The 12,388-nt window shown below is 44.5% G+C and carries 12 protein-coding genes; 4 read left to right on the top strand and 8 right to left on the bottom strand.

The features are described 5' to 3' along the window. Nucleotides 1-42: 42 nt before the first annotated feature. Nucleotides 43-1,020 carry a Gfo/Idh/MocA family protein gene (locus HW45_RS20890; protein ID WP_038229423.1) on the bottom strand — a complete coding sequence of 326 codons (978 nt, stop codon included), beginning with the start codon at nucleotides 1,018-1,020 and terminating at the stop codon, nucleotides 43-45. Nucleotides 1,021-1,126: 106 nt separating this feature from the next. Further along, nucleotides 1,127-2,065, bottom strand: coding sequence for a helix-turn-helix domain-containing protein (locus tag HW45_RS20885; protein ID WP_038229682.1), 939 nt, complete (start codon nucleotides 2,063-2,065; stop codon nucleotides 1,127-1,129). A gap of 162 nt (nucleotides 2,066-2,227) precedes the next feature. Here HW45_RS20885 and HW45_RS20880 point away from each other — a divergent pair, with 162 nt between their 5' ends. Next, complete coding sequence (locus HW45_RS20880) at nucleotides 2,228-4,258, top strand: TonB-dependent siderophore receptor (RefSeq protein ID WP_038229421.1); 2,031 nt, start codon at nucleotides 2,228-2,230, stop codon at nucleotides 4,256-4,258. Nucleotides 4,259-4,308: 50 nt separating this feature from the next. Here the strand turns inward: HW45_RS20880 and HW45_RS20875 are convergent, their stop codons facing one another. The 3 genes from HW45_RS20875 to HW45_RS20865 all read right to left on the bottom strand — a co-directional run bounded on the left by HW45_RS20875 (nucleotide 4,309) and on the right by HW45_RS20865 (nucleotide 5,762). Then, on the bottom strand, nucleotides 4,309-4,830 hold the full coding sequence (locus HW45_RS20875; RefSeq protein ID WP_038229419.1) for an NADPH-dependent FMN reductase: 522 nt from the start codon (nucleotides 4,828-4,830) through the stop codon (nucleotides 4,309-4,311). Nucleotides 4,831-4,943: 113 nt separating this feature from the next. After that, nucleotides 4,944-5,207: a YfcL family protein gene (locus HW45_RS20870; RefSeq protein ID WP_006070013.1), complete on the bottom strand. Its 264-nt coding sequence runs from the start codon at nucleotides 5,205-5,207 to the stop codon at nucleotides 4,944-4,946. Between the two features lie 24 nt (nucleotides 5,208-5,231). After that, nucleotides 5,232-5,762 (bottom strand): elongation factor P hydroxylase, encoded by a 531-nt coding sequence (locus HW45_RS20865; protein WP_038229418.1) that lies wholly within the window; start codon nucleotides 5,760-5,762, stop codon nucleotides 5,232-5,234. Nucleotides 5,763-5,956: 194 nt separating this feature from the next. Between HW45_RS20865 and HW45_RS20860 the strand changes: the two genes are divergently transcribed. After that, nucleotides 5,957-6,580, top strand: coding sequence for a trimeric intracellular cation channel family protein (locus HW45_RS20860; protein WP_006070011.1), 624 nt, complete (start codon nucleotides 5,957-5,959; stop codon nucleotides 6,578-6,580). A gap of 179 nt (nucleotides 6,581-6,759) precedes the next feature. After that, a complete protein-coding gene (locus HW45_RS20855; protein WP_006070010.1) occupies nucleotides 6,760-7,230 on the top strand; it encodes a hypothetical protein in 471 nt (156 codons plus the stop codon). A 98-nt stretch (nucleotides 7,231-7,328) separates the two neighbouring features. Here HW45_RS20855 and fusA read toward each other — a convergent pair whose 3' ends face one another. The 3 genes from fusA to prmB form a co-directional block, all read right to left on the bottom strand. Next, a complete protein-coding gene (gene fusA, locus HW45_RS20850; RefSeq protein WP_038229416.1) occupies nucleotides 7,329-9,344 on the bottom strand; it encodes an elongation factor G in 2,016 nt (671 codons plus the stop codon). Between the two features lie 272 nt (nucleotides 9,345-9,616). Next, nucleotides 9,617-10,702: a chorismate synthase gene (gene aroC / locus HW45_RS20845; protein ID WP_006070008.1), complete on the bottom strand. Its 1,086-nt coding sequence runs from the start codon at nucleotides 10,700-10,702 to the stop codon at nucleotides 9,617-9,619. 158 nt (nucleotides 10,703-10,860) lie between these two features. Further along, entirely contained in the window at nucleotides 10,861-11,793 is a 933-nt protein-coding gene (gene prmB / locus HW45_RS20840) for a 50S ribosomal protein L3 N(5)-glutamine methyltransferase (RefSeq protein WP_006070007.1), read from the bottom strand. Between the two features lie 62 nt (nucleotides 11,794-11,855). Between prmB and smrB the strand changes: the two genes are divergently transcribed. Beyond that, a complete protein-coding gene (gene smrB, locus HW45_RS20835) occupies nucleotides 11,856-12,386 on the top strand; it encodes an endonuclease SmrB (RefSeq protein WP_031493271.1) in 531 nt (176 codons plus the stop codon). Nucleotides 12,387-12,388 lie beyond the last annotated feature (2 nt).

Below are 12,388 nucleotides of genomic sequence, written 5' to 3'. Positions count from 1 at the left end.
AAGGAGCCGATATCTTATCGGCTCCTTTGCTTTTTCTATCGATTATTTATCAGCCGGGAACACCACACCGGTCTGCAATCGTACTTCGGTAATTATTCTCGAAATATCCAATGAACGCTGCACCGCATGCGGATCCATTTCTTGCGCAGTGATCATAGAAGCAAACGCCTCAGCTTCATACATCATGCTGTTCTCTACTTGTGGAAGCGACACGCTGGTGATTTCACCGCTTCTTTCTCGCTTTTCAAAGCCTAGACACTCAGAAAAGTGAGTGAGTAGTAAGCTCGCTTCTTCACCTTGAATCTCGCTCGCCGCGTAACTGTTACTCACCTTTGAATGCTCCAGCGTCACATCAAAGTCCGAATAACTTAGCAATACACTGCCATGCGCATCAACGCCCGACTCCAGTAAATGCCCAGACGCTTGAATCTTGTTTGGGGCGCCAAACAACTCAACCGCTGCCGCAACGGAATAAAAACCAATATCCATAATAGAGCCGTTAGAAAACTCAGGATTGAACGTATTTGGATTTTCGCCGTCAAGGTATCTTTGGTAACGTGAGGAATATTGGCAATAGGTCAAATGAACCTTATGTAGGCGACCTAATTCCTTCGTGGCTTTTTTTAACTCAATAAAGTTAGGTAAGTACGCCGTTTTGAAGGCTTCCATTAGGACAACGCCATTCTCTTTGGCAACCTCAAACATCTGCTCAACTTCTTTAATATTCGAAGCTAACGGCTTTTCACAAATCACGTGTTTGCCCGCGCGCATAAGTTGAATCGCTTGTCGGCAGTGCAGACTGTTAGGAGAAGCAATATATACTGCATCAATGTCTGTCGATATTCCAAGCTCATCTAAACTATCAAAAAACAACGTCGCTCCAAGAGGCTCACCAAAACGCTTTGCTGTTTCTAACGCTCTAGAATAAACGCCACGCACGATGAATTTTTCACTTTCTAGTGCCGCCTGAGCAAACTTCTCACTAATCCAATTGGTTCCTACTATCGCAAGCTTAATCATGATACATCCTTATGATTTTAGTTTGCTGCTAGGGTACTCCTTCAGCTTGATAAACATCAAATGAAATCGTCAATATTGATAGACCATCACGATTCGTCGCTTCACCTTATTCGATCTCTTCCACTATCAGTTTGGACGGGCACTGCCCAAAGTGCTTGCGAAACGCTAAGGTAAAATTAGAAGGGTGATGATAGCCCGCTTCGTATGCAGCTTCGGATATGGATAGCCCACTCTGTTCAATAGACTGCTTAGCGCGCTCTAACTTGCGCGCTCTCACATAACTTATGACCGTCATGCCAATCTGATTCTTGAATTTTCTTTGTAATTTAGAAACACTCATTGCCATCGACCTAGCGAGTTCTTCCAAACCTAGATCCTGATCTAAATTGTACTCAATGTGTTTAATCAACTGCGCCACACTGTCCGGCCGTTTTTGTTGTGACAAGTTCGAGATTGGTAATCGTCGCTCAATTTCATCCGTGACGATTTTGACCAACTGCAATGTCGCAATATCTCTTGAGATCGTGTCATTAAAGTTGTTGTTTTGTCTTGGTTCAATAAGACTACGAACTATCCGATCCAATTCTTCAGAATAATGAACGTCGATATGTGCCTTATGAGTATTGAGAAATTGATTCAGTGCACAAGACCCGCTCCCCAGCCTAGATTGCAACCACTGGTGAGAAAACAAGATGTTAATTTTCTTTAATGTCGATTGCTTGATGATATCTCTTCGAAAACTTGCGGGCTTCGTCAGATTAACCGCTATCGCTTGCGATTGATTCGTTACCGATAAATCAAAACAGAGGTCATCGTACCCAAAGCTGAGCCTCCCCTCGAGTAGCACAGTAACGATGAGAGCTGGCGTGGCGACAGAAACTACTTTGGTATTCATTAATTCTTCACTGATCCCTCCGTGAAGAACATACCCTTCCTCAATAGTAGAAGGGTGTGAGATAAACACCCCTCTAGCCAATTGCGAACGTCGGGAAGGTGTCTCACTAACAATCGCCTCAAGGTCGTTGTCAGCGACTCTTTTTGTCATTACCACTTTCTTAAAAGCATTATTGGCCAATTCCACTGCCATTCCTCTTTATAAAACTCATAACTGTTGGACGATTTCTCATAATTGTTTTTGCTATTCACGACCAAATTACAAACCTATCATAAATGCAAACTATTATCATTTACATCATTGGTTAATTTTATGAATGTTTGTCTACTCTCAAAGACCTATCACGACTTATCTAAAACCAGCTTAGCGGTGGCTCTTGCTTTAGTAAGTGCCCAATCTTTGGCGGATACCGCTGTCAATAACGAAAATACTCCACTTGAAGAAACCGTTGTGGTCTGGGGAGCAAAAGTCTCCAGTAGCTCGGAGTCAGTGTTTGCTGAAGATATGTCACTACGCCAAGCCGATCATATGTCCGACTTATTACGAGATATACCCGGTGTCGATGTTGGCGGTACGCACTCGGTAAACCAACGAATTAATATTCGCGGATTTGGTGAAACTGATTTAGATATTCGTTTAGATGGCGCTTCGCAGCACGCGAGTATGTTCCATCACATCGGTAACTTGACACTCAACCCTGACATCATCAAACAAGTAGACATTCAAGTTGGCAATAACTCTGTTACTCAAAGTGGCATTGGTGGCGCGGTTTATTTTGAAACGAAAGATGCAAGGGATTTGCTTCGAGGTTCTGATCAGTTTGGCGCCCGTGTGTTTGGTGGCTATGCTGACAACAACAGTAAGCAAGGCTCGCTAACTCTTTATGGACTGATGTCAGAGAAAGTTGATTATATGGTGTACGGCCACGGTGTAAGTCGTGGTAATTTTAAAGATGGTGATGGTAATCAAACTTATGGCTCCGAAGGTGATGTTTATAACATTCTGGGTAAACTAGGATTTGAACCCACTCACGAACACCGTTTTGAACTGGCTTATGACTACTATCGTGACAAAGGTGATTACAACCCTCGCCCTGATATGGGTGGAAACGCCAATATAGGGCTCACTCAGGACGATCTCATTCCGACAACTTATGACCGCAATACCATTACGCTTAATTACGAACTCAACAAAGAGAAACATATAGGTCGGATAAATGCGTTTTACAGTAAAACCAAGATAGAGCGCGATGAGAGCGCCATCAGTGGGCGCTGGCCGGGCAACCGACATTCCAACAATAGCGCTGAAAACCGTAATCAGGGCTTCAACGCTAAAGTGCAATCTCAACTACCTGTCTTTGGCTTCGACAACTCACTCACTTACGGTGTCGATTATGTCGACAAACAGTCAAAAAGTGCCTACGGTGGGGTCGAATTTATGGATGAAAGCGCTATTTCCAGCGCTGCATTCATCGAAGACAAGTTTTATGCTTCAGATAGGTTTGCAGTAACGCTTGGAGGTCGTTACGACAACTATAAACGTAAAGCCACAACCAGCGACAAGACATTTTCTGACTTCACATGGGCTTTGGCAGCAGATTGGGAATTTGTTGATGGATGGACATTATTTGCCAGTGGGCGAACACTCTTTAAAGGACCAGAACTATTAGAAACCTTTATTCGATATCAGGATGTGGCTTATTTGTCCGACGATATCAAACCAGAAACAGGTTACAACGCTCAAGGTGGACTCAAGTTCAATCGACATATCTCGGAACACTTTATTGGCGGTAACTTAACTCTATTTAATACTCGTATAGATGACTATATCGTCGCAGAAGGTAGTGGTCGCCCATATGTTTACAACATTTACAACAAAGGCGACGCCCAATACCGCGGCTTTGAGCTAAGCGGTACATACAGCTATCAAGCATTCCGCTCGAAAGCATCATACTCCAAGTCGGACAACAAAGATTTGACCAACGGTGGGCCCGTAGTCAACGCTGCGGGACGCAGTGCGGATATTGGAGATAGTATTGCCGTAACCTTGGAATATGATATTTTTGCCGTTGATACGCTAATTGGATGGACGTCCATAGTGGTACTTGATGAAACGAACGTTCAGGATGGGGCGCCTATCAAGCAAGGTTACAATGTTCACAATTTCTACGCACAATGGGTTCCTAACCAAACGCCTGAGCTTTCGGTAACCTTTGGTATTGATAACATCTTTAATGAGCAGTATGTCTCTCACGCTTCACGCTCTGGAACTGCAAGAGGATTTACGTTGGACGACTATGAGCCTGGACGTAATATTAAAATCTCAGCAGCATACGAGTTTTAAATCAATATAAGACAATCTGATAGAGAAAAGGCGCCATTTGGCGCCTTTACTTATAACTGTTTAACAGCAGTTTGAATTTGCTCAGCAAGTTCTGCATTACGCAGACTTCCCGCTTCCAAGTCAAAGTTGTCGTAGAAACTTGGCACTGAGACTGTGGCTTTAACATTGCCGCCAAAATAAGGTGCAGAGTTAACCGCAGCCGCAAGAACGTTACTTGCTCCACCTGGGCCCGGTGAGGTAGCTAAATAAACCGCCGGAATGCCTTTGAACACTTCGCGTTCAATGCGCGTTGCCCAGTCAAAAAGGTTTTTATAAGCCGCTGGATGATGGCCGTTATGTTCAGCAAAAGACACCACCAAAGCATCAGCTTGATGAATAGCCGCTAAGAATGCCTTTGCCCCTTCTGCTTGGCCAATTTCTTTTTCTTTATCTTCGCTAAACATTGGCACATCAAACTGGGTAAGATCGAGTACTTCAACGTCCGCGCCTTCAATCAAATTGGCAGCATAAGTAGCTAATGCTTTGTTAATAGAAGTACTGCTCGTGCTGGCTCCGAATGCGATTACTTTCATGACAGGTTCCTTATTAGTGACAACGTTTTAAGAAGTTGTTTAAAGGTTAACCTATCCATCGTTTTCAACAAGCGAGTAAAACCAATCAAATCCATCGATTTTTTCGAACAAGATTAGATCGCGGCTTGTAGTTCGGTCCAAAGATCGTTCACTATGATTCTATCGGCTGGAGACAATTCAGATTTCGCTTCATCAATGCTAGCCTGAATACGAGTTTTGAACTCAGCCAAATCCACTACCCCCTCTTCCTCACAAGAAGCCGCTGACAACGAAATGTGGCCGCGAAGATACCCACCAGCAAACAACTCATCTTCGGATGCGTCTTGGATGCGAGAATCAATGGTCTCTAGAAGTTTTTCTTCATATTCGATGATCATAGTTTAGGTTTTTCCTAGTTTACTCTAACGAACCGCAAATTGGTCACGGCTAAGTTCAGGGGTTTGATAAAACTGTCTTAGTGCTTGAGACAGAGCCAATACCCGCTTAGGGATACCTTCGGAAAGTATTGCCATTACTTCGTCGTGTACTTTACTCATAAACGCCACTCTATCTGGCTCAAAATCGCCGCTTAGATTGTCACAACTTACGGTAAACGGGAACCCCGCACTGACGGATAAAATCCATTCATAAGCTTGAGGGCGAATTTCTACTTTCTCAAATTCACTCTGCACTTCCTGAGTACGCCCATCAGGATGATACCAGTAGCCAAAATCTTCCAATAATCTTCTCTCAGGTCCCGCCACACACCAGTGTGCAATCTCATGTAAACCTGAAGCGTAAAAGCCCCGTGCAAAGACAATACGATGATATTCCATTGTTTCGTCGGCAGGTAAATAGATAGGCTCATCTCCACCAAGCTCTAGCTTAGTGTTGTATTCCTGATAGAAAGTTTGGTTAAAAATAGTAATTAAATCTTGGTACTGATGCTGCATAATGACAGTTAAGCGAAAACAATTGAGGCGTATTGTCTATGGAATTTTGCTAGAGGTAAAGTCTTGAGGTGAAGGAACAAGTCGTATCATTAGTTTTATTAATCAGAAAAACGTTTCCTTTATATAATATTTCATTCGTCACAACGCCTTTATGCCACTACACTAGCGCATCTTTTATTTTCGAGTATCGTGTCATGTTGCTAAGTGTCTTATATATTATTGGGATTACCGCCGAAGCAATGACTGGCGCACTGAGCGCTGGCCGTCGCAATATGGACTGGTTTGGAGTTATGTTAGTAGCGAGTGCTACCGCTATCGGCGGTGGTACCGTTCGCGATATTCTGCTTGGTCATTACCCTCTTGGTTGGGTAAAACACCCTGAATTTCTCGCCATCACTTGTGTGGCAGGTGTTCTCACTACTGGGCTTGCCAAATGGATCATCAAGTTCAAAGGGGTGTTCATTCGTTTAGATGCACTCGGTCTTGTTGTCTTCACCATCATTGGCACTAACGTCGGGCTTGGCATGGGATTACACCCGTTTATCTGTATCGTTTCCGGATTAGTAACCGGCGTTTTTGGTGGCTTGTTGCGTGACTTGATTTGTCGTCAGACACCTCTGGTACTGCACCAAGAGCTTTACGCATCGATCTCCGTCATCGCTGCTTGTTTGTACCTTGTTCTTCTGGAATACGGTGTGAGCACTTTGACCACAACGATAGTTACCTTAGTGATCGGTTATACCCTGCGCATGGCAGCGGTTCGGTTTAAATGGCGTTTGCCTTCTTTCCACCTTGATAGTGAAGAAGCCGTCCACTAAGCCCAATTCAACACCACTTTTCTCTTAGCTGATATTTACTAAGTAAATATCAGCTATCTTCTCCGCTCTATCGCTCCTACTCTCTTCTGCTTTTATAGTAAGACTCATCCAAAGCAACCAACATTAAATGTTAGCTGCGCAGCAACGTTTGCTCGTGGCCGCACAATAGGTACTCAACTATGTTTAAGTCTAATTCTTTAAAAGCACTCGCGATCGTTATGGCTATTTTCGCAACGGGATGCGCGTCTAATAAGGCTACGGATGGCGAGGAAGAGAATCGAAATGCAGCGCGTAATCGTGGTGCCATCGGTGGTGCACTTATTGGCGTCACAGCAGGTGCTTTGACTGGTAGCCCTGAAGTCGCAGTAAAAGCTGGCACTATGGGTGCGGTTGCCGGTGGCGTATCGGGCTCCATGAAAGATACCGCAGAAGCGAGAGAAACCGAGCGTACTGAGATCCTTGCCGAGAGCTTGGACAAAGATACGCGCAGCGAATCAGAAAAACGTGTTGCCGAGCTTGAAGCAGAAATTCGAATTAAAGAACTTGAGCAGCAAATCGCAGAGATGGAGCAGCAAGAACAAGCCACGGATTCGGAAAATGACCAAACTACAACTAAACTAGAATCACAACAAGAGAGTGACAGATCCTAACTTATAGCGTTTGAAGAATAACAACAACGTCGGTTGGAAGCCCCTGCAACCTCATTCGAGGTGCGGGGCTTTTTTTCATCGTTTAGGAAATATCAGAATCAATCAGCGCCTTCACATACTTTCTTTTGTATCGTTGGCGGTGCCGGTTCATAGTGGCTAAGCGTCATACTAAATCGCCCTTCGCCACCCGTCAGTGCTTTGAGGCGTCTCGAGTAATCTTGTAGTTCGTTAATTGGCGACTTGGCTTCCAGTAACGTACTACCAAACGCCCCCTGTTCGCTGCCAACAATCAATCCACGATTGCCGGACAAGTCGCCAGATACATCACCTACTGACGCAGTCGGTATCTCAAGTGTTAAATCCACAATCGGCTCCAGTACTATTGGACCTGCCTCTTCAACCGCTTGCAAAAAGGCTTTCTTACCTGCGATAACAAAGGCAATTTCTTTTGAATCTACTGAATGGTATTTGCCATCAAAAACCGTCACTTCAATATCACGAATTGGGTTACCGGAAATCGCCCCTTCTTCAAGGGCCTGTTGAATGCCTTTCTCCACAGCAGGGATTAATGCCGTTGGAATGGCACCACCTACCACTTTATTGACAAACTTAAATCCTGCGCCTCTTGCTAGCGGTTTTACTTTTAGCTGAACCTCTCCAAACTGCCCAGCTCCGCCACTTTGTTTCTTGTGACGATATTGCGCTTCTGCTGGTTTGGTAATGGTCTCAAAATATTCAACGCTTGGCTGACTGGTTTCAACGTCCAACTTAAACACTTTAAGCATTTTTTCGAGCGCAATTTTGAGGTGGAATTCACCCTGTCCACTCAAGACCGTTTCATTGGTACGAGTGCGATGCTCAATTTTCAGTGTCGGATCTTCTGCGGCAATCTTAGCCAAAACATCAGAAAGCTTCTGCTCATCACCACGCTTTTTGGGGCGCAGGGCTAAGCTATACATGGATTCAGGGAAGTTTAGTGTTTTGAATGCCACTCCATCTTCATCATGGGAGTCATGAATGACCGAATCAAACTCCAGATCATCCACCTTAACAAGTACACATAAATCGCCGGCTTTAGCACTGCTAATTTCTTGTCGTTTTTTACCTTGTAGATTATACAAATGGCCCACTTTGAATGCCTTGCTGCTATCTCCAACAAACAACTGGCTACCTGTTGTGAGCTCCCCTTGGAAAACTCGGACATAAGCAAGTTTGCCCATGTATGGGTCTACATTTATTTTATAGACATGTGCGACCGTGTGGTCACGTTTATCGCAGTCAATTGATACTCGTTTGCCATTTTTCTCTAATAAAGGCGGATTACCTTCATCAGGCATCGGCATAATTTCTGCCAATGTACGAAGCAGAAGATCACAACCTGCCCCAGTATCGGACGATACGAAACATACTGGTATTACATGCCCAGTGCGCAAGGCTTCCTCAAATGGATCATGAAGCTGTTCTGGTGTTAATTCTGAGCCTTGTTCTAAGTATAGCTCCATCAAGGCTTCATCAACCTCCACTACTTGATCGATGAGCAGTTCATGGGCATCTTCAACTCCGCTAAACAAGGTCGCTTGCTCTGGATTAGGTTCGAAGTAACAGTCTATGACCTCTGCGGGTTTATCGGAAGGTAAGTTTATTGGCAAACATTGAGCGCCAAAACGTTGCTCAATGTCTTCTAAGAGTGCCACCAATTTATCGGTATGTTGGTCAATCTTGTTCACCACGATCATTTGGCATTTTTTCTGCTCTTGAGCAAATTTGAAAAGGCGTTCTGGCACTTGGTTAATTGGTAAACTGGCATCAAGAATCAATGCCGTCGTTTCAACAGCAGGAAAGATACTCAAAGTGCGGCCAAGCAGCTCAGCTTGTCCTGGAGTATCGATAATATTCATCTGGTGTTTTTGCCAAGAGAGCGTAACGGGAGTTGCTTCAACACTATGCTGGTAGTGTATGGATTGGTCATCAAAATCAGTGATGGTGTCACCATCTTCCACATGACCAAGATGCTGGCTGGAATGGGACTCAAAAAGCAGACGTTCAATTAGGCTGGTTTTACCGGTTCCTGTTTGACCGACAAAGGCAATATTTCTGATTTCATGTTGAGACATAATGGACTCCTAAAATGATTGGAAACAAGCACAGTTGCATCGAGTCGGCGGTTACCCGCCAGCTCGTCTTCCAAGTCATTTTTCGGATCCTTCTGTCCAATAAATGCACTCCTTTTCTCGATGAAGTTCTAGTGTGACTCTATACCCCTAAAATTATTGTGACTAATTTCATATCATTACTAATTTTGCGCATTTATTGTCCAAGACGTGATGAGGTACAAAAAAAGCCTCGCAGCGTTACTGCGAGGCTTCAAGTCTGTTGCTTATTCGAGCTAAATAACCGGTGTTTCTGTCGTTACACCGTGGTTTTGACCTCGATGACGCAGTAGGTGATCAAGGAGAACAATCGCTAGCATCGCTTCCGCGATTGGCACAGCACGAATGCCCACGCAAGGATCGTGGCGACCTTTGGTAATTAGCTGAGTTGGCTCACCAGTTCGAGTAATTGTGTCTCCCGGAACGGTAATACTTGATGTTGGTTTTAGAGCAATATTCGCAACGATATCTTGCCCGGTAGAAATACCACCTAAAATACCCCCAGCGTGGTTGCTTGAAAAGCCTTCAGGCGTTAAAGGGTCACGATGTTCGCTGCCTTTTTGGTTTACCACATCAAAGCCATCGCCAATCTCGACACCTTTAACGGCATTAATGCTCATCAATGCATGAGCGATATCGGCATCAAGACGATCAAAGATAGGCTCCCCAAGGCCAACTGGTACATTGGTTGCTACTACTTGCAGCTTAGCGCCAATGGAATCACCCTGTTTTTTTAGGTCACGAATCAGCTGATCAAATGCTTCGACTTTGTCCACGTCAGGGCAGAAGAACGCGTTGTTTTCGATTTCATTCCAATCGACCTTATCGATAGACACATCGCCCATTTGTGATAAGTAAGCACGAATTTCTACACCGAATTCTTGTTTAAGATATTTCTTTGCAATTGCACCAGCCGCAACACGCATTGCGGTTTCACGAGCTGATGAACGACCACCACCTCGGTAATCGCGTACCCCGTACTTTTGGTGATAGGTATAGTCGGCATGACCGGGGCGGAATTTATCTTTAATTTCCGAATAATCTTTAGAACGCTGATCGGTATTTTCAATCAGCAGGCCAATTGATGTACCTGTTGTTTGTCCTTCAAACACCCCAGAGAGGATTTTTACTTCATCAGGTTCACGTCTCTGAGTTGTGTACTTTGAGGTACCTGGGCGGCGACGATCTAAGTCTACTTGCAGATCGGCTTCGGTAATTTCTAGCCCTGGAGGACAACCATCAACGATACAACCCAATGCAATACCGTGACTTTCTCCAAATGTTGTTACACGAAAATGTTGTCCGATGCTATTTCCTGCCATTACTTCCTCTGTCTGTCAGAACAAGCTATATCCGAGCTTGTTCAATGCCTGTCTGTTCTTCGTGATTTCATAGTGACGACAAAGGCAGACGTTGTAAACCCCCAAACAAAAAAACGCCGCAATTCTCATTGCGGCGTCTTAAGTCATCTCGTTAACGATCAATCTTTATAGATTGCAAATTCCTCAGCGTGGGCAACAAGCTGCTCTCGCGTCAGCATAAATACGCCGTGCCCACCGTTTTCGAATTCAATCCAAGTAAATGGAATATGAGGGTACTGTTCCATCATGTGAACCATGGAGTTACCCACTTCACAAATAAGAATGCCGTTGTCAGTTAAGTAGTCTGGTGCATTAGAAAGAATACGACGCACCAATTTCAATCCATCTGTCCCTGCCGCAAGACCAAGCTCCGGCTCATGAGTAAATTCTTCTGGTAAAGAATTCATATCTTCTTCATCCACATATGGTGGATTTGAGACAATCAGGTTGTATTTCTCTTTTGGCAGATCGCGGAACAAATCAGAGCGAATTGGGAACACTTGCTGCTCGAGGCCGTGGTCTTGAACGTTTTGTTCTGCAACTTCCAATGCATCGGTAGAGATATCAATAGCGTCTACTTCGGCATCAGGGAATGCATGTGCACATGCAATCGCAATACAGCCACTGCCAGTGCAAAGGTCCATGATGCGTACCGGCTCTTCACTTAACCATGGCTGGAACTGCGCCTCAATTAATTCGCCAATTGGAGAACGCGGCACTAATACGCGCTCATCAACGAAGAACTCTAAACCACAGAACCACGCTTTGTTAGTCAAGTAAGCTGTTGGAGTGCGATCGTTGATACGCTTAATCACACGCTCAACAACGCGAAGACGCTCACTACTTGTTAAGCGTGAGTTCAAAACATGCGGTGGCACATCGATAGGTAAGTACAGCGTTGGCAGAATCAGCTGAACCGCTTCATCCCAAGCATTGTCAGTGCCGTGGCCGTAAAAAAGACCCGCTGCGTTGAAACGACTGACCGTCCAACGAATCAAATCTTGTAATGTGTGAAGCTCAGAAACGGCTTCTTCCACAAAAATCTTATCCAAAATTGCCTCCAAAAAGCGCTACAATACTGCTAATAACCTAATTTAATGAGTTGTTCCCATTAATGAGCCAGAAAGACGACAATACCGATGATGATTTCGGTCTATTCCGGGACGCAGTACAAGGCGTAAAAAAGTTGCGACAGGATACCATAGTCCAGCAGCCAAACCGAAATAAGAAACAAAAAGAAGCGAAAAGAACCAATAGAGAAGCGAAAGACGCAGAGTTTTACTTCTCGGACGAGTTTGTTCCGCACTTAAGCGATGAAGGACCAACGCGCTATGCTCGCGATGATGTGTCTACGTATGAAGTAAAGAGGTTACGTCGTGGTGTCTATGTACCTGATGTTTTCTTAGACATGCACGGCATGACACAACAAGAAGCAAAACGTGAATTAGGCGCAATGATTGCTCATTGCGTGAAAGAGAACATTCATTGTGCTTGCGTTATGCATGGCATCGGCAAGCACATTCTGAAACAAAAAGCGCCTCTTTGGTTGGCGCAGCATCCAGACGTAATGGCGTTTCACCAAGCACCACTCGAGTTTGGTGGTGATGGTGCTCTGTTGGTATTGCTTTCAATACCAGAAAAGTAACG

The organism is Vibrio sp. ER1A (assembly GCF_000733315.1).
In the GTDB taxonomy this organism is placed as follows: Bacteria; Pseudomonadota; Gammaproteobacteria; order Enterobacterales; family Vibrionaceae; genus Vibrio; species Vibrio mediterranei.
Note: the sequence above shows the minus strand (reverse complement) of the source record. Positions and strands in the feature narration are given on the sequence as shown.

Excerpts from the sequence above, each read along its gene's own strand:
- HW45_RS20870 (WP_006070013.1), bottom strand. The coding sequence starts at position 5,207 with ATGATCATCGAATATGAAGAAAAACTTCTAGAGACCATTGATTCTCGC.
- smrB (WP_031493271.1), top strand. The coding sequence starts at position 11,856 with ATGAGCCAGAAAGACGACAATACCGATGATGATTTCGGTCTATTCCGG.
- fusA (WP_038229416.1), bottom strand. The coding sequence starts at position 9,344 with ATGTCTCAACATGAAATCAGAAATATTGCCTTTGTCGGTCAAACAGGA.
- HW45_RS20855 (WP_006070010.1), top strand. The coding sequence starts at position 6,760 with ATGTTTAAGTCTAATTCTTTAAAAGCACTCGCGATCGTTATGGCTATT.
- HW45_RS20865 (WP_038229418.1), bottom strand. The coding sequence starts at position 5,762 with ATGCAGCATCAGTACCAAGATTTAATTACTATTTTTAACCAAACTTTC.
- aroC (WP_006070008.1), bottom strand. The coding sequence starts at position 10,702 with ATGGCAGGAAATAGCATCGGACAACATTTTCGTGTAACAACATTTGGA.
- HW45_RS20880 (WP_038229421.1), top strand. The coding sequence starts at position 2,228 with ATGAATGTTTGTCTACTCTCAAAGACCTATCACGACTTATCTAAAACC.
- HW45_RS20890 (WP_038229423.1), bottom strand. The coding sequence starts at position 1,020 with ATGATTAAGCTTGCGATAGTAGGAACCAATTGGATTAGTGAGAAGTTT.
- HW45_RS20885 (WP_038229682.1), bottom strand. The coding sequence starts at position 2,065 with ATGACAAAAAGAGTCGCTGACAACGACCTTGAGGCGATTGTTAGTGAG.
- HW45_RS20875 (WP_038229419.1), bottom strand. The coding sequence starts at position 4,830 with ATGAAAGTAATCGCATTCGGAGCCAGCACGAGCAGTACTTCTATTAAC.
- HW45_RS20860 (WP_006070011.1), top strand. The coding sequence starts at position 5,957 with ATGTTGCTAAGTGTCTTATATATTATTGGGATTACCGCCGAAGCAATG.